Source organism: Hansschlegelia quercus (assembly GCF_004310425.1).
Taxonomy (GTDB): domain Bacteria; phylum Pseudomonadota; class Alphaproteobacteria; order Rhizobiales; family Methylopilaceae; genus Methylopila; species Methylopila quercus.
Window position 1 is genome coordinate 61,883 of record NZ_SIUB01000006.1, and the last position, 19,649, is coordinate 81,531.

The 19,649-nt window shown below is 68.1% G+C and carries 15 protein-coding genes; 5 read left to right on the forward strand and 10 right to left on the reverse strand.

All coding sequences use genetic code 11. From position 1 onward, the window contains the following. Positions 1-40: 40 nt before the first annotated feature. From EYR15_RS12640 to EYR15_RS12655, 4 genes are read right to left on the reverse strand one after another with little or no spacing between them, the layout of a single operon-like run. On the reverse strand, positions 41-1,267 hold the full coding sequence (locus tag EYR15_RS12640) for an acyl-CoA dehydrogenase family protein (protein ID WP_131003921.1): 1,227 nt from the start codon (positions 1,265-1,267) through the stop codon (positions 41-43). A gap of 39 nt (positions 1,268-1,306) precedes the next feature. After that, positions 1,307-2,158, reverse strand: a complete 852-nt coding sequence (locus EYR15_RS12645) for an ABC transporter permease (protein ID WP_131003922.1) — start codon at positions 2,156-2,158, stop codon at positions 1,307-1,309. Then, complete coding sequence (locus tag EYR15_RS12650; RefSeq protein WP_131003923.1) at positions 2,151-2,975, reverse strand: ABC transporter ATP-binding protein; 825 nt, start codon at positions 2,973-2,975, stop codon at positions 2,151-2,153. The genes EYR15_RS12645 and EYR15_RS12650 overlap by 8 nt, the downstream gene beginning before the upstream one ends. A gap of 1 nt (position 2,976) precedes the next feature. Then, positions 2,977-3,999, reverse strand: a complete 1,023-nt coding sequence (locus EYR15_RS12655) for an ABC transporter substrate-binding protein (protein ID WP_245498296.1) — start codon at positions 3,997-3,999, stop codon at positions 2,977-2,979. Between the two features lie 173 nt (positions 4,000-4,172). On the opposite strand from EYR15_RS12655, the gene EYR15_RS12660 reads away from it, so the two are divergent. From EYR15_RS12660 to EYR15_RS12680, 5 genes are read left to right on the forward strand one after another with little or no spacing between them, the layout of a single operon-like run. After that, on the forward strand, positions 4,173-5,528 hold the full coding sequence (locus EYR15_RS12660; protein WP_165455497.1) for an LLM class flavin-dependent oxidoreductase: 1,356 nt from the start codon (positions 4,173-4,175) through the stop codon (positions 5,526-5,528). A gap of 14 nt (positions 5,529-5,542) precedes the next feature. Continuing rightward, a complete protein-coding gene (locus EYR15_RS12665) occupies positions 5,543-6,619 on the forward strand; it encodes an LLM class flavin-dependent oxidoreductase (RefSeq protein WP_131003924.1) in 1,077 nt (358 codons plus the stop codon). Next, positions 6,616-7,488, forward strand: a complete 873-nt coding sequence (locus EYR15_RS12670) for an ABC transporter permease subunit (protein WP_205741645.1) — start codon at positions 6,616-6,618, stop codon at positions 7,486-7,488. The genes EYR15_RS12665 and EYR15_RS12670 overlap by 4 nt, the downstream gene beginning before the upstream one ends. Next, on the forward strand, positions 7,485-8,228 hold the full coding sequence (locus tag EYR15_RS12675) for an ABC transporter ATP-binding protein (protein WP_131003925.1): 744 nt from the start codon (positions 7,485-7,487) through the stop codon (positions 8,226-8,228). Before EYR15_RS12670 ends, EYR15_RS12675 begins: the two co-directional genes overlap by 4 nt. Positions 8,229-8,239: 11 nt before the next feature. Continuing rightward, the gene (locus tag EYR15_RS12680; protein ID WP_131003926.1) at positions 8,240-9,235 is read left to right on the forward strand and encodes an NrtA/SsuA/CpmA family ABC transporter substrate-binding protein; all 996 of its coding nucleotides are present in this window, start codon (positions 8,240-8,242) and stop codon (positions 9,233-9,235) included. A 52-nt stretch (positions 9,236-9,287) separates the two neighbouring features. Here EYR15_RS12680 and EYR15_RS12685 read toward each other — a convergent pair whose 3' ends face one another. The 6 genes from EYR15_RS12685 to kdpA form a co-directional block, all read right to left on the reverse strand. Then, positions 9,288-11,600: an FdhF/YdeP family oxidoreductase gene (locus EYR15_RS12685; protein WP_131003927.1), complete on the reverse strand. Its 2,313-nt coding sequence runs from the start codon at positions 11,598-11,600 to the stop codon at positions 9,288-9,290. Between the two features lie 153 nt (positions 11,601-11,753). Beyond that, positions 11,754-12,440: a response regulator gene (locus tag EYR15_RS12690; RefSeq protein ID WP_131003928.1), complete on the reverse strand. Its 687-nt coding sequence runs from the start codon at positions 12,438-12,440 to the stop codon at positions 11,754-11,756. A gap of 2 nt (positions 12,441-12,442) precedes the next feature. Next, on the reverse strand, positions 12,443-15,112 hold the full coding sequence (locus tag EYR15_RS12695) for a sensor histidine kinase (RefSeq protein ID WP_131003929.1): 2,670 nt from the start codon (positions 15,110-15,112) through the stop codon (positions 12,443-12,445). Between the two features lie 35 nt (positions 15,113-15,147). Further along, positions 15,148-15,717, reverse strand: a complete 570-nt coding sequence (gene kdpC / locus EYR15_RS12700) for a potassium-transporting ATPase subunit KdpC (RefSeq protein WP_131004048.1) — start codon at positions 15,715-15,717, stop codon at positions 15,148-15,150. Positions 15,718-15,755: 38 nt separating this feature from the next. Next, complete coding sequence (kdpB, locus tag EYR15_RS12705; protein ID WP_131003930.1) at positions 15,756-17,792, reverse strand: potassium-transporting ATPase subunit KdpB; 2,037 nt, start codon at positions 17,790-17,792, stop codon at positions 15,756-15,758. 29 nt (positions 17,793-17,821) lie between these two features. Continuing rightward, positions 17,822-19,531, reverse strand: coding sequence for a potassium-transporting ATPase subunit KdpA (gene kdpA, locus EYR15_RS12710; RefSeq protein WP_131003931.1), 1,710 nt, complete (start codon positions 19,529-19,531; stop codon positions 17,822-17,824). Positions 19,532-19,649: the final 118 nt, after the last annotated feature.

Genomic DNA, 19,649 nt, shown 5'->3' on the forward strand with positions numbered 1-19,649 from the left:
GCGCCGACCTCCGGCGCCGTTTATTCCGAGAGGCCGCGCCTCAGAAGAAGCCCTGCGCAGGCAGCGGCTCGCCGGTGAGCTCATAGGCGCCGAGAGCGCGCGCCTTAAGCGAGCGCGGATTGTGCGAGGCGAGCGTCCGCGCGTTGCGCCAGTGGCGGTCGAGGTTCTTCGAGCGCTTCGTTGCAGACGCGCCGCCGACGTCGAACAGCCTTGTCGCGCTCGTCAAAGTGAGTTCGTCGACGATGAGCTTCGTCTTCGCCGCGGAGGCCGCGGCCTCGTGCGCGAGCGCCTCCTCCGGCAAGCCGCGCTCGCGAGCCTCCGCCAGCCGGTCCAGCGCATCTGCCGAGGCCAGCACCAGCGCCTCCGCCGCGAAGGCGGCGCTCGAAATCTCGCCGACGATCTCCTGCAGCAGGGGATCCTCCGCGGCCGACGCCGCCGTGGCGTAATAAAAGTGGCGGTCCTTGCGGCTGCCGAGCAGATCCTTCGCGTCGCTCAGGACGTTCTGGAGAATGCCGGCGATAATCCCGGTGACCAGCAGCTGGGGCAGCGTGTTGGTGTAGGGAACGCCGTAGCCGACGCCGGGGCCGTCGAACACGACCTCGTCCGGCTCGACGCGGACATTGCGGAAATGCGTCGTGCCTGAGCCGGTCAGCCGCTGCCCTGCCCCGTCCCAGTCATCCAGAAGCTCGACCCCGTCGCGTTTCGTCGGCACCACGGCGCACAGCGTGCGGTCGTCCGGGCCAGCGGCGCGCACGATCACGGCGTCGGCGTAGAGCGTGCCGGTGCTGTAATACTTCGTGCCGTCGAGCCTCCAGCCGTCGCCGTCCGGGCTGAGCCTCGTCTGGAACGGGCTGCCGCCGACCTTCGCGCTCGTCAGCTCCGTGTTGGCGAGTCCGACGATCGCTCCGCTCGCGATCAGCCGCGCAAATTTACCCCGATGCGGCGAATGGCTGGGGCGCGCGAAGCGCTCCACGAAGCCGAAATGGTTGCGCAGCGCATGCGCCACGTTCGGATCGGCCGCGCCGAGACGGATGACCAGCGCAAGCAGTTCGCGGATCGTCGAACCGCCGCCGCCGTCTTCCTTCGCCAGCCGATAGGCCCCGAGGCGCGCGTGACGGATGCGGTCGATGATCTCGAAGGGATGGATCCGTTCCCGGTCCCGCTCGGCGGCGCCTTCGGAGATGAAGGCGAGGAGTTCGTCGAACGGGCCGCCGGGAACAGGGCGGGCGCCGTCGAGGACGGAGGCGCGCTGGAGTGCGATGGTCACGGCATCATTCCATTCCGGAGGTTTTCGAGGAGGCGCCGGTCACTTCTGCATGCCCCAACGGCGCACCGTGGCGGCCTCGATCGTGCGGAAGACGAGACCGTCGACGAGGAGGCCGATTGCGATGACCGCGGCGAGGCCGGCGAAGACCCGGTCGGTCAGGAGTTCGTTGCGGTTCTGGAAGATGAACCAGCCGAGCCCGCCCTGCCGCGCCGTCACGCCGAAGATCAGTTCAGCCGCGATGAGGGTGCGCCAGGCGAAGGCCCAGCCGAGACGCAACCCTGTCAGCAGCGCCGGCAGCGCCGCCGGGATGAGGATCTGCGCGACGAAGGCTGGGCCGCGATAGCCGTAGTTACGACCGACCAGCCGGAGCGTCTCCGGAACCGTTTCGAAACCGGCGAGCGCCGCGACCGCGAACGGCCAAAGCACAGAATGGATGAGGACGAAGACGAGGCTCTTCTCGCCGAGGCCGAACCACAGCATGGCGAGCGGCAGGAGCGCGATCGCCGGCAGCGGATTGAACATCGCAGTCAGCGTCGTCAGCACGTCGCGGGCGAACCGGTTCGCCACGGCGACGGAGACCAGCGCGAGGCCGAGCGCCACTGCGGACAGATAGCCCTTGAGCAGGACCGTCAACGAGGCGAGCGAGGAGGCGAACAGCTCCTGCGCCGTGACGCCGTCGAGCAGGGCGGCGACCGTCTGGCTGAAGCTCGGGAGCATGATCGGGTTGTTCTGGATCCGCGCCCCGATCTCCCAGACCAGAGCGAGCAGCGCGAGGATCAGCGCTCGCCGAAGCGCCGGCGACTGGAGCGCGTTGCGCCACCGCGGGCGAATGGGAAGACGCTCGTCGCGACGCTGCGACACGCTGCGCCACACCGCGGTCAGATCAGACATGGGCCAACTCCTGCCCGGCGGCGGACCGTGGCGCGCGACGACCGGCGCCGCCGAAGAGGATGCGATGAACCTCATCCGACACGCTCGCGAAGGAGGGAGAGCCCCAGGAGCCGGCGCCGAGTTCGCTCACGTCGAAGGTCGCGACCGTCCGCCCGGGATGCGCGCTCAGAAGATGCAGGCGCGAGCCGACGAGGATCGCCTCGTCGATTGCATGCGTCACGAACAGGAGGGTGAAGCCGAGGCTGTCGGCGAGGCCGATCAGCTCCTCTTGAAGCCGCTCGCGCGTCAGCGCGTCGAGCGCGGCGAACGGCTCGTCCATCAGCAGGATTTCCGGCTCGGCCGCCAATGCGCGGGCGATCGCCACGCGCTGCTTCATGCCGCCCGACAGAGTGTGGGGATAGGCGTTCGCCGCGCGCGAAAGACCCACCCGCTCGATCGCCGCATCCGCCTTGTCGCGCGCCTCGGCGGCGGACAGGCCGGGCTTTCGCTTGAGGCCGAACAGGACGTTGTCGCGGACGCTCTTCCACGGCAGAAGCTGGTCGAACTCCTGGAACACGACCACCCGATCGGGACCCGGCCCCGCGACGGGGCGGCCGCGCAGGGCGATCGACCCGGCGCTGGGCTTCAGGAAACCCGCGGCGGCCTTGAGGATCGACGACTTTCCGCAACCGGAGGGCCCGAGCAGCACGAGCCGCTCGCCCTCGCGGATCGTGAAGCTGACATTGTCGACCGCGCGGATCGCCCCGCCGTCGGCGGGGAAGTCAATCGACAGGCCTTGCGCCTCGAGGACGACCAGCGGTTCGGCGGAGGAGCCCATCTCAGCTGCCCTCGGCCGTCTGGACATCGTCGAAGAAGTAGTCCTTCCAGCTCGCCGGCTTGTTCTTGATCGCTCCGGTGCGCGCGAGGAAATCGGCGAAGACCTGCGTACGTTCAGGCGCGATCTTGAACTGGAAGTCCGGGCTCTTGACCATTTCGATCAGGAACGCGCGGTCGAGCTTCGACTTCTCGACGCGGATATAGGTGTCGACGGCTTCTTCCTTGTGGCCGTTAATCCAGTCGGTCGCCTCCTTCAGCGCGTCGAAGAAAGCCTTGTAGGTCTTCGGATTGTCCTGCCGGAACTTCGTCGTGGCGTAGGCGATGTTGCCGGTCGCAGGGCCGCCGAGCACGTCGTAGGAGCTCAAGACCCTGTGGATCTTCGGGTTCTGCAGCTCCTGATACTGGAAGGGCGGCGTCGCGAAATGCGCGGTGATCTCGGTCGAGCCGGAGGTCAGGGCCGCGACCGCATCGGGATGGGCGAGCGACACGGTGATGTCGTCGAGCGCCTTGTGATTGCCGACGCCGAACTCCTTCTCCACCGCGATCTGCAGCGTACGCGCCTGCACGGAGACGCCGACCGATGGCAGGGCGATCTTGTCGGCCTTGGTGAAGTCTTTGAGCGTCTTTACCTTCTCGTTGTTCGTCACGAGGAATGACGGCAGCGAGCCAAGCGAGGCGATGCCCTTCACCTCTGCGCCGCCTTTGGTCCGGTCCCAGATCGTGAGCGTGGGCCCGACGCCGGCCGCCGCGACGTCGACCGAACCCGAGAGCAGCGCGTCGTTCACGGTCGCGCCGCCGCCGAACTTCGCCCACTCGACCTGGATGTCGAGGCCGAGCTCCTTGCCGTGCTTCTCGATCAGCTTCTGGTCGCGGATGACGTGAAGCGGCAGGTAGCCGATCCCGTACTGCTCGGCGATCCTGATCGTTCCTTCCGCCCACGCCGGCGCGGCGGACGCGAGGAATGCCGCCGCGATCAGGGCGCCGGTGACGCGGGCGCTCATGCTGAAGCGCATGTGAGGTCTCATGAAACCCTCCGAATATCGGCGGCCTCGCGCCGTCGATCGGAGCGCCGCCCGCCTTTTGTGAGACGGGTTGACGATCTAAGTCAACTAAATCTATCAAGTAATAGAATTGCGATCCTGCGGGTCGGAACGCGCGACGACGAGGCGCGCCGGCCGCGTCGGAAAGAGGACGAGCGATGGCCGCCGCGCCGACGAAGCAGATGAAGCTCAACGCCTTCTTCCACCCCGCGGGGCACCACATCGCGGCGTGGAGGCATCCGGACGCGCAGGCCGACGCGGGCGTGAACTTCCGCCACTACGTCGAGCTGGCGCGCACCGCGGAGCGGGCGAAGTTCGACGCGGTCTTCCTCGCCGACACGGTCGCGATGCACGAGGGCTCGCTCGAGGCGCAGAGCCGCGCGGCGCGCTACGTCGCGCAGTTCGAGCCGCTGACGCTTCTGTCGGTGATCGCGGCGGTGACGGAGCGCATCGGCCTGATCGCGACGGCCTCGACCACCTATAACGAGCCCTATCATGTGGCCCGAAAGTTCGCGTCGCTCGACCTGATCTCTGAAGGGCGCGCCGGCTGGAACCTGGTCACCTCCGCAACCGAAGCCGAGGCGCTGAACTTCAGCCGCGACAAGCATCTCGAGCACGGCGCGCGCTATGAGCGCGCCCGCGAATTCGCAGAGGTCGTGACCGGCCTCTGGGAGAGCTGGGAGGACGATTCCTTCGTCCGCGACAAGGCTTCCGGCCGGTTCTTCGATCCGGAGAAGCTCCATGTCCTGAACCATGTCGGCGAGCATTTTCAGGTCCGTGGGCCGCTCAACGCCGCGCGCTCGCCGCAGGGACGGCCGGTGATCGTGCAGGCGGGCTCCTCGGGTCCGGGCAAGCAGTTGGCGGCCGAGACGGCGGAGGTCGTGTTCACAGCGCAGCAGACGCTCGAGGAGACCGTCGCCTTCTACGCCGACATCAAGTCTCTCGCGGAAAAGGCCGGCCGCAGCGCCGACGCGATCAAGGTCCTGCCTGGCGTTCAGGCCTTCGTCGGCCGGTCGAGGGCTGAGGCGCAGGACAAGTTCGACCAGCTCCAGTCGCTGATCCATCCGGCGGTCGGCCTCTCGCTGCTGTCCGGCATGGTCGGCTTTGATCTCTCCTCCTACCCGGTCGACGGCCCGCTGCCTGATCTGCCGGAGACCAACGACCACAAGAGCCGGCAGGCGCTGTCGATCGCGCTCGCCAAGCGCGAGAACCTCACCATCCGCGGGCTCTACGAGAAGATCGCCGGCGCCCGTGGCCACTGGACGATCATTGGGTCGGCCGAGGACATCGCCGACCAGTTGCAGGAGCGTTTCGAGGCCGGCGGCGCCGACGGCTTCAACGTCATGCCCCCGCACCTCCCCGGCGGGCTCGACGATTTCGTGGAGCTGGTCGTGCCGGAGCTTCGCCGCCGCGGCCTGTTCCGCACCGAATACGAGGGCCGGACGCTCCGGGAGAACCTCGGCCTGCCCTACCCGCACCATCCCGCCGCGCGCGTCGCGCAGGCCGCCGAGTGATCGGAGAGACCGACATGTCGAAGATCCGGTTCGGCGTTTGGGCGCCCGTGCACGGCAACCGCGCTGCGGCGCAGGACCCGCTGGAGCCCTACGACGCCTCCTGGGCGCACAATCGCGACACGGTCCTGGAGGCCGAGGCGCTCGGCTACGATTCCACTCTCGTCGCGCAGCACACCGCCAACCCCCACTTCGCGGAGCGCGACCAGCTCGAGGCCTGGACATCGGCTGCGGCGCTTGCGCCGGTGACCAGCCGGATCGAGATCATCGCGGCGATCAAGCCCGCGCTCTACCACCCCGTCGTGCTCGCCAAGATGGCGCTGCAGATCGAGGAGATCAGCGGCGGGCGCTTTGCGATCAACCTCGTGAACGCCTGGAACCGCGCCGAATTCGAGAAGGCCGGCATCCCCTTCCTCGACCACGACGAACGCTACGCCTATGGCCGGGAGTGGCTGTCGATCGTCGAGCGGCTGACGCGCGGAGAGACGGTCGAGCACCACGGCAAACACTTCTCGATTGACGGTTACAAGCTCTCGCCCGCCGGCCGGCTGCGCCCGCGGCCGGGTATTTATCTCGGCGGGGAATCCGAGCCGGCGCGGGAACTGGCCGTCGACCACAGCGACGTCTGGTTCATCAACGGCCAGGCGCCGGAAGCGGTCGCGGCGCTGATATCAGATGTCAAAGCGCGGCCGAGGCAAGGCGACGCGCTGCGCTTCGGCCTCGCCGCCTTCGTCATCGCGCGTGAGACGGAAGCGGAGGCCCAGGCCGAGCATCGGCGGCTGATCGCGCTCGCGGAGCAGGACAAGCCCGCCAAGGAGATTCAGAAGGCGAACACCGACCCGAAGGTCGTGATGTTCCAGACCATGGCGAAGCAGGCCTTCGTCGGCACCAATGGCGGCACGGCCGCGGGCCTCGTCGGCTCCTACGACCAGGTGGCCGAACGCATCGACGCGTTCCATCGCTCAGGCGTCGAGCTGTTCATGCTGCAGTTCCAGCCTTTGCGCTCCGAGATGCGGCGCTTCGCTGAGCAGATTTTCCCAAGGCTCGGCCATTCGATTGGATCCATCGCGCCCCTCTATTCGGAGGCGAGATGACCCTGGCCGATCCTCAAGCGATCGCAGCTTTCGACGCGGCGTCGCCCGCGGCCGCCCGCAAGCCGGCGCCGACGCCGCAAAGTCGCGCGGCAAGATCACGGCAGACCGGACTGCTGGCGCTGTCCTGGGTCGCCCCGGTCCTCCTCCTTCTGGTCTGGGAGGCGCTTTGCCGCAGCGGTTATGTCGCCCCGCAGATCCTTCCAGCCCCGAGCAAGGTCGCGCTGACCGCCTGGAAGCTCGCCTCCACGGGGAGCCTGTTCCACGATCTCGGCGTCAGCCTGTTGCGGGCGGCGACGGGTTTCGCGATCGGCGGCCTGATCGGTTTCTCGCTCGGCGTGCTCGTTGGCTTCTCGCCGCTTGCGGAAGCGGCGATCGACCGCAGCGTCCAGATGATCCGGGCCGTGCCGTTCCTCGCGGCGCTGCCGCTGACCATCATCTGGTTCGGCGTCGGCGAGGGTCAGAAGATGTTCCTCGTCTCGCTCGGCGTCGTCTTCCCGATCTACATCAACACCGTCCTCGGTATCCGGCAGGTCGACCCCAAGCTTCTTGAACTCGCCCGCGTGCAGGGTCTGTCGGGCTGGACGACCATCCGACGGATCATTCTGCCCGGCGCCCTGCCATCGATCCTGACGGGCGTGCGCTATGCGCTCGCGGTCGCCTGGCTCGCGCTGGTGGTCGCGGAGACGGTCGGCGCGCAGGCGGGTCTCGGCTTCCTCGCCATGGACGCCCGCGAATTTCTGCGCACGGACGTGATCGTGCTGACGATCGTGATCTACGCGCTGATCGGCGCGGGCTCGGATTCGATCGCGCGCCTTCTCGAACGGCGGCTCCTCCGGTGGCATCCGAATTTCGGCGGGAGCGGCCGATGAGCCTGTCGGTCATCCCGACGAAGCCCGCCGTTCTCGTTCGCGGCCTTGTTCGGCGCTATGGCGAACGCACCGTCATCGACGGCCTCGACCTTGCGATCGCCCACGGCGAGTTCGTCGCGTTGCTCGGCGAGAGCGGCTGCGGGAAGACCACGCTGCTCCGCGCTCTCTCGGGTCTCGATCCGATCGACGGCGGCTCGGTCAAGGCGCCGCGTCGGCCGGCCGTGGTGTTTCAGGAGCATCGTCTGCTGCCGTGGGACAGCCTGTGGCGGAACGTTTCACTCGGTCTGCCCGCGGACGGCGCGCGAGACCGCGCCGCTGCGGCGTTGGCGGAGGTCGGTCTCGGCGATCGGCTCGACGACTGGCCGCGCAACCTTTCCGGAGGCCAGGCGCAGCGAGTCGCGCTCGCCCGCGCGCTCGTGCAGCAGCCGGAGCTCCTGCTGCTGGACGAGCCTTTCGCGGCGCTCGACGCGCTGACGCGCCTGCGCATGCACGCGCTGGTCAAGGAGCTCATCGCCCGTCATCGGCCGGGCGTCCTGCTCGTCACCCACGACGTTGACGAGGCGGTGGCGCTCGCCGACCGCGTCCTGCTGATGCGCGACGGGGCGATCGCCTATGAGCGCCGTCTGTCGAGCGCCGCCTCTCCGCAATCCGTTCGCGAAGAGCTGCTCGCCGAACTCGGCGTCGCGCCGCCGCCGCGGGCGCCCGCCTTCACTTCCCCATCGTCACACTCGGTCGTCTGAGGCCTCACAAGATGTCGTCCTTCCCCACTCTCTCGCGTCGGTCCTTCCTCGCGACCTCCGCCGCCGCGTCCGGCGCTCTCGGTCTCGGTCTGAAGCCCGGCGGCGCGCTCGCGCGCAACACCGACAAGGTGCGCCTGACCTTCGGTCCCTCGGGCGGCTTGACGCTGATCGCCAAGGAACGCGGCGCGCTGGAGAAATCGCTCGGCGATCAGGGGATCAAGGTGGAATGGGTCGGCCCGTTCCCGAACCACGCGCCGACCCTTCAGGCGGTGACCGGCGGCAGCGCCGATTTCAGCTTCGGCGGCAGCACCACGCCGGCCTTCGCCGCGATCATCGCCGGCTCGCCGCTCGTCTTCACGCAGTTCCTGATCTACCGCCCACGGACCACGGCGATCATCGCCAAGGACGGGTCCGGCATCGACAAGGTCGAGGACCTCGTCGGCAAGTCGGTCGCCGTGAACCGCTCGGGGCTCGGCGAATTCCTGCTGGTCGCTGCGCTCGAAAAGCATGGCATCGACCGGTCGAAAGTGAAATTCGTCTACCTCAACCCGCCAGACGCGGCGCCTGCCCTTGCCTCGGGCAAGGTCGATGCCTGGTCGATGTGGAGCCCCGGCGTCGACATCGCGCGCTACGAGTACAAGGCGCACAACGTCTTCCTCGAAGAGCGCGACCTCGACTTCCAGATCGACTTCACGACCTGGCTGACCTCGCGCAATTTCGCCACGGAAAACTCAGACATCGTGCGTGCTGTTAACGCAGCCTTTTCGGCGGAAGCCGACTGGGCGAGCGCTCATCCCGAAGACGCCGAGAAGATCGCGCAGGGCGCGCCGCCCCGCTACGCCGATCCGGTGCGTGAAGGCTTCCTGTCGCTCAAAAGGCGATACGAGATCTACCCTGTCACCGACGAGGCATTCGTCGGACGGCTGCAGAAGGCGGCTGACTGGCTGGTGGAGCGAAAGGTTCTGCCAGAGCAGGTCACCGTGAAGGAACTGCTGGCGCAGATCTGAACAACGGCCTCAGCAACCATGACCCGCGATCGGACTGGTTGCGGGTCATGGGCTATGCCGCAGTCGCCGCGAGCAGCACGTTTTTCGCCGGATGAACGACAACCGGGATGCACTTCGCAGCCGGCGTCTTTGCCTGCTCGTCGTGGTGCCAGAGCGGGATGAGGACGTTCAATTCAGGATAATAGCCTGCGCAGCAGCCTTCCGGCACGTTGTACTCCACGACCCTGAGGTTGCTGACCTCACGGACGTGCCCGTCGTCGGTGTGCGTCGAAACATCAACGAGCTCGCCATTGGCAAAGCCAAGACGTTCGATGTCCGAGGCGTTCATGAACAGGATGTGGCGCGTCCCCTTCACGCCACGAAAGCGATCGTCATAGCCGTAGACAGTGGTGTTGAACTGATCGTTCGAACGCAGCGTCATCAGGTCCAGGACGGCGCGGCCGTCCGCCGGCATGTCCGGATCCGATTCCACCCCCTTAGGCGCGACGAAATTGGCCAGGCCCGTCTTGGTCTCCCATTTGCGCTCGCGCGCCGGGAGCGGCTTGTGGAGCCCGCCGGGCTGGAACAGCCGATCCTTGAAGCCCTTGAAGACCTTCGGATAGGTCGCGGTGAACGCCTCGCGGACCAGTCCGTAATCCGCCACCCAATCGTCCCAGGGGACCAGCGGGTTCGGCTCGATCGTCGCCTTGGCGAGTTCGGCGACGATCCAGGGCTCGGACCTTAATTCGGGCGAGGCCGGCGACGCGAACCCGCGCGAACCATGGAAGCAGGAGGTCGAGTCCTCCATCGAGACGACCTGCGGACCCGTCGCCTGCTCGTCGATCTCGATCCGCCCGAGACAAGGAAGGATATAGGCCTTTTCCCCGTGGATGAGGTGCGAGCGGTTCAGCTTCGTCGAAACCTGCACAGTCAGAGGCACCCCGCTCCAGGCCGGGTCCATCCGGCCGGTGTCCGGCACAGCCCTGACGAAATTGCCTCCCAGACCGATGAACGCCTTCACCTTGCCGGCAAGGACGTTTTCACAGACCTCGACGGTGGTCATCCCCTTCTTGTGGGGCGGCTTGAAGCCGAACTGCTTCGCAAGCTGATCGAGCGGGACGAGCTCGGGCTTCTCGGTGATGCCGACGGTGCGCTGGCCCTGAACGTTCGAATGGCCCCGAACCGGACAGATTCCGGCGCCGGGCTTGCCGATATTGCCCTTAAGCAGCAGCAGATTGACCAGCATCTGTATGGTCTCGACGCCCTTGCGATGCTGCGTCAGGCCCATTCCGTAGACGCCCATGGTCGCCTTGGAGCGCGCATAACCAGCGGCGGCGGCCTCGATCGCTTCGCGCTTCAGGCCGGAACGGCGTTCGATCCGAGACCAGTCCTGCTTGTCGCAGAAGCGCAAGAAGTCCTTGAAGCCGTGCGTGTGGGTCTTGATGAACTCCCGGTCAAGGACCTCCGGCGCGCCTTCCGCCTCGGCCTTGGCGTCCGCCGCCAGTAGCGCCTTGCACATTCCCGTCAAAGCTGCGAGGTCGCCGCCCGCTTTCAGCTGATGGTACTGGGTCGAGATCTCGGTCGAGGCGCCGGTCAGCATCTCGGTCGGGCTCTGCGGGTTGGTGAACCGCTCGAGCCCGCGTTCCCTCAGGGGATTGAACGTGATGATCGGCACGCCGCGCTTGCGCGCCTCCTGCAAGTCATGAAGCATCCGGGGCGAGCTGGTGCCGACGTTCTGCCCGAAGAACATGATGAGTTCGGTCGTCTTGAAGTCGTCGAGAACCGTCGTGCCCACGGGGACCCCGATGGACTGCGGCAAGGCGACGGACGTCGACTCGTGGCACATGTTCGAGCTGTCCGGCAGGTTGTTCGTGCCGTAGAGCCGAGCGAACAACGCGTACATGTAGGACGCCTCGAGCGAGGCCCGACCGGACGCGTAGAACACCACGCTATCGGGCTCAAAGGTCCGAAGCTCCGCGCCGATCTCGCGGATGGCGTCGTTCCATGAGACGGGGACGTATTTGTCCGTCGCCGGATCGTACTTCATGGGCTCGGTGAGCCGGCCTTGTTCTTCAAGATCGTAAGCCGGCCAGTCGCGAAGTTCCGAGACCGTGTGCGCGGCGAAGAAGTCCCGCGTGACGCGGTTGCGGGTGAGTTCCCAGGCCGTCGCCTTGGCGCCGTTCTCGCAATATTCAAAAGCGCGCGGTTCGGCGGGTTTCGCCCATGCGCATGAAACGCACATGAACCCGTCAGGCTTGTTCTGCTTGCCCAGCAGGACGGCGCCTGAAACCCCGCGCTTCTCGCGGCTGAGAATCTCGGTCAGAGCCTTTGCGGAACCCCAACCACCCGCCGGACCATCGTATTCCGTGATCTCGATGTCGGACATGCCGGACTCCACTGCGCCGCTTCGAGCTGGCAACGTTTCGGCGTCGTCACGTGTTCCGGCCGAGCTCCAACCGTAGAGGGCCGGCAGGTCTGCGAAATTGCGGTCCCAAGGCCGCCGGAACGATTTCGCCAGTTTTGGCGCCACCGTTCGGGCTCAGGCGGAGAGGCGATAACCGACGCCGGTCTCGGTCAGCAGCAGCGCCGGGCGCGCCGGGTCGAGCTCCAGCTTCACGCGAAGCTGGCGGATGAAGACGCGCAGCGACGTCTCGTCGCCATCGTCCACGCCCCAGACCGCGCGGAACAGATGTCGATGGGTCAACACCTTTCCCGCATGCACCACCAGTTCCTGAAGAATGGCGAACTCCTTCGGCGAGAGCTTGATCTCCGCGTCGTCGCGCGTGACCAAGTGGCGCGCGAGATCCACCACGAGCGGCCCGGCGCGGTAGATCGGCTCCGCGCCGCGGTCGGCGAGCCGGTGGCGGAGCGCGGCACGCATCCGCGCCATGAGCTCCGCGACGCCGAAGGGCTTGGTCACGTAGTCGTCGGCGCCAAGATCGAGCGCCACGACCTTGGCCTCCTCCTGGCCGCGGCTGGACAGCACGACGATGGGGACGGCGCTTCGCGAGCGGATCTCGCGGATGACGTCGAGCCCGTCCAAGTCCGGCAGGCCGAGGTCAAGCAGAACGACCTCCGGCGTCTCGTGGCGCATGATGCGGAAGGCTTCCGCCGCGCTGTCCGCCTCGAGCACGCGGTAGTCGTTGACGCTGAGCGTGCTGCGGAGGAAGCGCCGGATCGGCGCCTCGTCATCCACGATCAGAACCGTGACGGCGCTCGACGCCATGGTCAGCGATCTCCCGATGCGTCCGCGGCGAGCAGAGTCAGCGTGAAGCGCGCGCCGCCGCCCGGCCGGTTCTCCGCCGCGATCGAGCCGCCCATCGCCTCGACGAAGCCGCGCGCGATCGCGAGGCCGAGACCGGCGCCGAGGGTCCGCCGGTCGCCTTGTCCCGCGCGGTAGAACTTCTCGAAGACATGCGGCAGGTCGGCCTCGGGAACGCCCGGCCCGTCGTCAGCGATCTCCACTTCGATCCGGTCCGCCTCCCTCCGCGCCTTCATGGCGACGCGCGCGGAGGGAGGCGTATGCTTGCCTGCATTCTCCAGCACGTTCATCAGCGCGTGCTCGAGCAGCACGGGATCGCCCTGCACGATCAGCGGGCCATCCGGCAAGGCGACCTCAACCTGCCGCCCGTCAAGCGCGGACGCCGCGCGCCGCAACGCCGATCCGACGGCGTCGCCGACATCGACGGCGCCGCGCTTGGCTGAGACGGCGCCGGTGTCGAGCCGGACGACATCGAGCAGGTTGGCGACGAAGCGGTTCAGCCGCTCGGTCTCTTCCTGGGCGCTCGCCAGCATCTCGTCGCGCGTCGCGTTGTCATAGAGCGCGCCGTAGCTGCGGAGGCTGGTGACGACGCCCATGATGGTGGCGAGCGGCGTCTTGAAATCGTGGCTCACGGAGGTGAGCAAGGCGCTGCGCAGCCGCTCCGTCTCCGCCACGAGCCGCGCCTCGTCGACGTCGGCCGCGAGCCGTATGCGTTCGAGGGCGACGGCGGTCTGGTCGACAAGCGCGTCCAGGAGTCGCCGCTCTCCCGGCGCCAGCACCGGACCGGCCGCGCGCCGCGCCACCCCTATCACGCCGAGCTTGGCGCGCGCGGTGCGCAGCGGCAGGAACAGCCGACGCGCGCCGGGCAGCGTCGCGGAGCCGCGGCCGGTCGGCTCGTCGCGCTCGTAGCACCACGTCGCAGCGGCGATCTCGGCTGCGTCCAGTTGATCCTCCGGCGGGTAGGCGCCGCCGACGGAGAGCCCGCCCGGCGAGGGCGTCAGCAGCACCACGTCGGTCTTGAGCATCAGCGCGACCTGGTGGGCGGCGGCCCAGAGCAGGTCGTCCTCCGTCGCGACGCCTGCCAGCTTGCGGGCGAAGGCATAGAGATCCGCAGCCGTGCGAGCCTGACTTCGGGCCGAGAGGGTTTGCGCCCGCACGCGGGCCGCGACGGAGCTCGCAATCACCGCCGTCAGCGACAGGAAAACGATGGCGACGACGTTTGATGGGTCGCTGACGGTGAAGGAGAAGCGGGGGTCGGTGAACAGGAAATTGTACGCGAGCGCCGACAGCAGCGAGGCCGCGAGCGACGGGGCGAGCCCATATCGTACGGCGACCAGCAGGACCGCCGGCACGAAGATCAGCGAGATGTTCGGGATGTCGATCTGCGTGTCGATCGCGAGGCCCGCGAGCCCGGAGAGCAGCACGCCGCCCGCGGCGGCCAGATAGTGGACGGGGGAGGCGCGAGCCGCGGCGCGCGCCTCGACGCCCTTCGGCGGCACGCTCTCGCCGTCGCCGGCCATGACCTGGACCGCGATCCCGCCGGACCGCCGCACGAGGTCGCGGACCACTGAACCATGCAAAAGCGCGAACCATTTCGGGCGATCGGCCTTGCCCACCACCAGCGTGGTGACGTTGCGGCTGCGCGCGAACGCGAGCAACTCCTCGGCGACGTCGACGCCGCCCGGCAGGGTGACGGCCTCCCCACCGAGCGCCTCCGCAAGACGCAGCGTGTCGGCGATGCGATCGTGGTCAGCCTCTGACAGGCGCCGCAGCCGCGCGGTCTCCACCGTGACGCAGAGCCATGGCGCCTTGGCCTGCTCGGCGAGCCTGCGCGCCTTCCGCACAAGGGCCGCCGCGCCCGGCCGCTCGTCGATCGCAACCATGACACGCTCGCCCGCAGGCCATGGCCCCTCGATCGCGTTGGCGTCCATGTAGGCCCGCATGTCGGCGTCGACGCGCTCCGCCGTGCGTCTCAGCGCAAGCTCGCGCAACGCCGCCAGGTTGCCGGGCTGGAAGAAATGGCGCACGGCGCGCTCGGCCTGCTCGCGGACATAGACCTTGCCGGCCTCGAGCCGCCGCCGCAGTTCGTCGGGCGTGAGGTCGATCACTTCGACCTCGTCCGCGAGGTCGAAGATCCGGTCCGGCACGGTCTCCCGCACCCTGACGCGCGTGATCCGCGCGACCACGTCGTTCAGGCTTTCGAGGTGCTGGACGTTCAGCGTGGTGAAGACGTCGATTCCGGCGGCGAGCAGTTCCTCGACGTCCTGATAACGCTTCAGATGGCGCGACCCGGGGGCGTTGGTGTGGGCGAGCTCGTCCACCAGAACGAGCTTCGGGGCGCGTTTCAGAACGCCGTCGACATCCAACTCCGTTAGTTCGCGTCCTTCGTAAAACACGCGGGCCTGAGGCAGGATCTCCAGGCCTTTCAGGAGCGCCTGCGTCTCGGCGCGGCCGTGGGTCTCGATGACCCCGGCGACAACGTCGACCCCCTCCGCGAGCTTCGCCCGACCGGCGGTCAGCATCTCGTAGGTCTTGCCCACGCCGGGCGCGGCCCCGAAGAAGATCTTCAACCGGCCGCGCCGCTCGCGGTTCGCCGCCGCGAGCAGGGATTCAGGGGAAGGTCGGACCGCGGCCATGGCCCTCAGCTATACGCCATCCGCGGCGCCGGGCGTCAGCGCTTGCTGTCGAGCGCGAGATTGAGGGCGAGCACGTTGACGCGCGGCTCGCCCAGCACGCCGAACACGCGCGGCTGCGCGAGGCGATCGACCAGGGCACGCACCTCGGGCTCGGGCATCGCCCGCTCGCGCGCCACTCGCGGCGCCTGGAGATAGGCCGACGCCGGCGTGATGTCGGGGTCGAGCCCCGAGGCCGACGCCGTCACGAGATCGGCTGGCGCGGCGCCCGAAATCCCGTCCTCGGACTTCACCTTTGCGACGTCCCCCGTGATCCGCTCGGCGAGCGCCTTGGCGTTCGGCCCTAGATTGGAGCCCGAAGAGGCCGACGCGTCGTAGCCGTCCTTGCCGGCGGCGGACGGGCGGCCGTGGAAGTAGCGCGGGCTGGAGAAGCCCTGTCCGATCAGGCTCGAGCCGATCACGGCGCCGCCCTTCTCGATCAGGCTGCCGTTGGCCTGCACCGGCATCGCGACCTGCGCGACCCCGGTGATCGCGAGCGGATAGGCGACGCCAGTGACGAGCGTGAAGAGGACGAAGAGCGCGAGCGCGGGGCGCAGGTGGGAGAGCATGGCGGAGGAGCCTTGAAGGGTTGCGGGAGCGGTCACGATCAGGCCAACCCGGCGGCCGAGATCGCCATGTCGATCAGCTTGATGCCGATGAAGGGCGCGACGAGGCCTCCGAGCCCGTAGACGGCGAGGTTGCGGCGAAGCAGCGCCGCGGCGGAGGACGGCCGGTAGCTGACGCCCTTCAGCGCCAGCGGGATGAGCGCGACAATGATCAGCGCGTTGAAGATGATGGCCGAAAGGATCGCGCTTTGCGGCGAAGCCAGCCCCATGACGTTGAGCGCGTTGAGGCCGGGGTAGAGCGCGACGAACATGGCGGGGATGATCGCAAAGTACTTCGCGACGTCGTTTGCGATCGAGAAGGTGGTGAGCGCGCCGCGGGTCATCAGCAGCTGCTTGCCGATGCCGACGATCTCGATGAGCTTGGTCGGGTCGCTGTCGAGGTCGACCATGTTGCCGGCCTCGCGCGCCGCCACCGTGCCCGTCTGCATCGCGACGCCGACGTCGGCCTGAGCGAGCGCGGGCGCGTCGTTTGTGCCGTCGCCGCACATCGCGACGAGCTTGCCGCCGGACTGCTCCTTGCGGATCAGCGCCAGCTTGGCCTCGGGCGTCGCTTGGGCCAGGAAGTCGTCGACCCCCGCCTCGGCCGCGATCGCCGCCGCGGTCATGGGATTGTCGCCGGTGATCATGACCGTGCGGATGCCCATGGCGCGGAGCTCCGCGAAACGCTCGCGGATGCCGCCCTTCACGATGTCCTTGAGGTAGACGACGCCGAGCGGCCTTGCGTCGGTCGCGACCACGAGCGGAGTGCCGCCTTCGGAAGCGACGCGCTCGACGATCCCGTCGAGCTCGCTCGGGATTACGCCGCCCAGCGCCCGCACGTGAGCGATGACGGCGTCGGCGGCGCCCTTGCGGATGCGCGTCGCGCCGATGTCGACGCCGCTCATGCGCGTCTGGGCGGTGAACGGAATGAATGTCGCCTCGAGCGGCCCCATCTCGCGGCCACGCAGACCGTGCGCCGCCTTGGCGAGCACGACGATCGAGCGGCCTTCCGGCGTCTCGTCGGAGAGGCTCGCGAGCTGGGCTGCGTCGGCGAGTTCGCTCGCCCTGACCCCCGGCAGCGGGAGAAACTCGGAAGCCTGCCGGTTGCCGAGCGTGATCGTGCCGGTCTTGTCGAGCAGCAGCACGTCGACATCGCCGGACGCCTCGACGGCCCTGCCCGACATGGCGAGCACGTTGAAGCGCACCAGACGGTTCATGCCGGCGATGCCGATCGCCGAGAGCAGGCCGCCGATCGTGGTCGGTATCAGGGTGACGAACAGCGCCGCCAGCACGATGACCGGGACCACGCCGCCGGAATAAGAGGCGAAGGCGGGGATGGTGGCGACGGCGAATACGAAGATCAGGCTTAAGCCCGCGAGCAGGATGGTCAGCGCGATCTCGTTCGGCGTCTTCTGCCGCTCGGCGCCTTCGACCAGCGCGATCATTCGATCGAGGAAGCTCGAACCGCTCGCAGCCGAAATCCGGACCTTGATCTGGTCCGATAGCACCTTGGTGCCGCCGGTCACCGCGGAGCGGTCGCCGCCGCTTTCGCGGATCACCGGCGCGCTCTCGCCGGTGATCGCGCTCTCGTCGACGGTCGCCACCCCTTCGACGACCTCGCCGTCTCCGGGGATCAGATCGCCGGCCTCGACCAGCACGAGATCGCCCACTTTCAGAAGCTCGGCCGGAAGCTCCTCGTAACCTCCTCCGCGGCCGACCAGCCGTTTGGCGATCGTTTCGGAGCGGGTGCGCCGAAGCGCGTCCGCCTGCGCCCGGCCCCGGCCCTCCGCGACCGCCTCCGCAAAGGTCGCGAAATAGACGGTGAGCCACAGCCAGAACACCAATTGGCCTGAGAAGGCGGCAGGCTGGCCGGAGGCGAGATCGCGCAGGAACAGCGCGGTCGCGACGACGGCGATGACCTCCACGGCGAACATCACGGGGTTCCGGACGAGCACGCGCGGATCGAGCTTGGCGAAGGCGGAGCCGAGCGCCGGGACGAGCAGCTTTGGATCGAGCAGGGATTGCGGTTGAGCGGACATGGATCAGGTCTCGTGGCGAGAAGGGCGCGTCAGAAGGTCTGGCCGGCGGAGGTCGCAAGTGCGTCCGCGATCGGGCCGAGGGAGAGCGCCGGGAAGTAGGTGAGGCCGCCGACGATCAGCACGACGCCGATCAGCAGGCCGACGAACAGGCCGCCATGGGTCGGGAAGGTGCCGGCGGAGGCCGGGACGCGCGTCTTGGCGGCGAGCGATCCCGCAACCGCCAGCATCGGGACGATCAGGGCAAACCGGCCGATCATCATCCCGATCGCGAGCAGCACGTTCCAGAAGGGCGAGTTCGCCGTCAGTCCCGCGAAGGCGGAGCCGTTGTTCGCCGCGGCCGACGTGGTCGCGTAGAGCATCTCGGAGAAGCCGTGCGGGCCGCTGGCGAGCAGGCCGGCGAGGCCCGCCGCGCTGGTCGCGGCGACCGCCAGAAGCACGAGCGTGGCGAAGGGCGAGCACAGCAGAGCGAGCATGGTGAGCTTCACCTCGCGGCTCTCGATCTTCTTGCCCGCATATTCCGGCGTGCGGCCGACCATCAGCCCCGCGACGAACACCGCGACGACGGCGAACAGCAGCATGCCGTAGAGCCCTGCGCCGACACCGCCGACGATGACCTCGCCGAGTTGCATGTTGATCATCGGGATCATTCCGCCGATCGCCGAGAAGCTGTCGTGCATCGCGATCACGGCGCCGCAGGAGGCGGCGGTCGTGATCACCGCAAAGAGGCTCGACAGCGCGATCCCGAAGCGGACCTCCTTGCCTTCCATGTTGCCAGCCGACGGATCGACGCCGAGCGCGACATGGATCGGGTTTGCGGCGGCTTCGGCCCAGTAGGTGACGGCGACGCCCGTCAGGAACAGCGCGCCCATCGCGGCGAGGATCGCCCAGCCCTGCCGCTCGTCCCCGACCATGCGGCCGAACACGTTGGTCAGAGCCGCGCCGATCCCAAAGATCGAGACCATCTGGATCAGGTTCGCGAGCGCGTCAGGGTTTTCGAAGGGATGCGCCGAGTTGGCGTTGAAGAAGCCGCCGCCATTGGTGCCGAGCATCTTGATCGCGAGCTGGCTCGCGACCGGCCCAAGCGCGATCGTCTGGCCGGCGCCTTCGAGCGTCTTGGCGGAGGCGTAAGCCTGCAGCGTCTGCGGGACGCCGAGCGCGACATAGACCAGCGCGAGCACGATGCAGGCCGGCAGCAGGACGTAGAGGACCGAGCGCGTGAGATCGGCCCAGAAGTTGCCGACGCCGCTCGCGGACTTCCGCGCAAAACCGCGGATGAGGGCGACCGCGAGCGCCATGCCCGTCGCCGCCGACAGGAAGTTCTGCACGGTAAGCGCGACCATCTGCGAGCCGTAGCTCATGGTCGTCTCGCCGCCATAGGACTGCCAGTTGGTGTTGGTCAGGAAGGAGATCGCGGTGTTGAGCGCGAGGTCCGGCGTCACGCCCGCGAAGCCCTGAGGGTTCCAGGGCAGTGCGCCCTGCAGGCGCAGGACGGCGTAGGCGGCGAGGAAGCCAACGACATGAAGCGCGAGCATCGCGATGGCGTAGGCCGACCAGCTCTGATCGCGGTCCGGACGGACGCCCGCGATGGCGTAGAAGCTGCGCTCGACCGGCGCGAGCACGGGATGAAGGAACGTGCGCTCGCCCGAATAGACCTTCGTGAGAAAGCCGCCGAGCGGACGCGTGAGGAGAAGCGTGATCGCGCAGAACAAGGCGATCTGCAGCCAGCCGTTGACTGTCATCTGGGTGAGCCTGGAATGAGGATTGGCGAGGCGTTTAGAACCGCTCGGGACGCAGCAGAGCCGCGGCGAACACCAGCGTGATGACGAGCGTCGCGGCGGCGCCGAGCGCCGCGTCGAG

Bases quoted from the DNA above. Each gene is read 5' to 3' on its own strand.
- kdpA (WP_131003931.1), bottom strand. From the start codon at position 19,531: ATGACAGTCAACGGCTGGCTGCAGATCGCCTTGTTCTGCGCGATCACG.
- EYR15_RS12680 (WP_131003926.1), top strand. From the start codon at position 8,240: ATGTCGTCCTTCCCCACTCTCTCGCGTCGGTCCTTCCTCGCGACCTCC.
- EYR15_RS12665 (WP_131003924.1), top strand. From the start codon at position 5,543: ATGTCGAAGATCCGGTTCGGCGTTTGGGCGCCCGTGCACGGCAACCGC.
- EYR15_RS12650 (WP_131003923.1), bottom strand. From the start codon at position 2,975: ATGGGCTCCTCCGCCGAACCGCTGGTCGTCCTCGAGGCGCAAGGCCTG.
- EYR15_RS12670 (WP_205741645.1), top strand. From the start codon at position 6,616: ATGACCCTGGCCGATCCTCAAGCGATCGCAGCTTTCGACGCGGCGTCG.
- EYR15_RS12660 (WP_165455497.1), top strand. From the start codon at position 4,173: ATGGCCGCCGCGCCGACGAAGCAGATGAAGCTCAACGCCTTCTTCCAC.
- kdpB (WP_131003930.1), bottom strand. From the start codon at position 17,792: ATGTCCGCTCAACCGCAATCCCTGCTCGATCCAAAGCTGCTCGTCCCG.
- EYR15_RS12655 (WP_245498296.1), bottom strand. From the start codon at position 3,999: ATGAGACCTCACATGCGCTTCAGCATGAGCGCCCGCGTCACCGGCGCC.
- EYR15_RS12690 (WP_131003928.1), bottom strand. From the start codon at position 12,440: ATGGCGTCGAGCGCCGTCACGGTTCTGATCGTGGATGACGAGGCGCCG.
- EYR15_RS12685 (WP_131003927.1), bottom strand. From the start codon at position 11,600: ATGTCCGACATCGAGATCACGGAATACGATGGTCCGGCGGGTGGTTGG.
- EYR15_RS12645 (WP_131003922.1), bottom strand. From the start codon at position 2,158: ATGTCTGATCTGACCGCGGTGTGGCGCAGCGTGTCGCAGCGTCGCGAC.
- EYR15_RS12675 (WP_131003925.1), top strand. From the start codon at position 7,485: ATGAGCCTGTCGGTCATCCCGACGAAGCCCGCCGTTCTCGTTCGCGGC.
- EYR15_RS12695 (WP_131003929.1), bottom strand. From the start codon at position 15,112: ATGGCCGCGGTCCGACCTTCCCCTGAATCCCTGCTCGCGGCGGCGAAC.
- kdpC (WP_131004048.1), bottom strand. From the start codon at position 15,717: ATGCTCTCCCACCTGCGCCCCGCGCTCGCGCTCTTCGTCCTCTTCACG.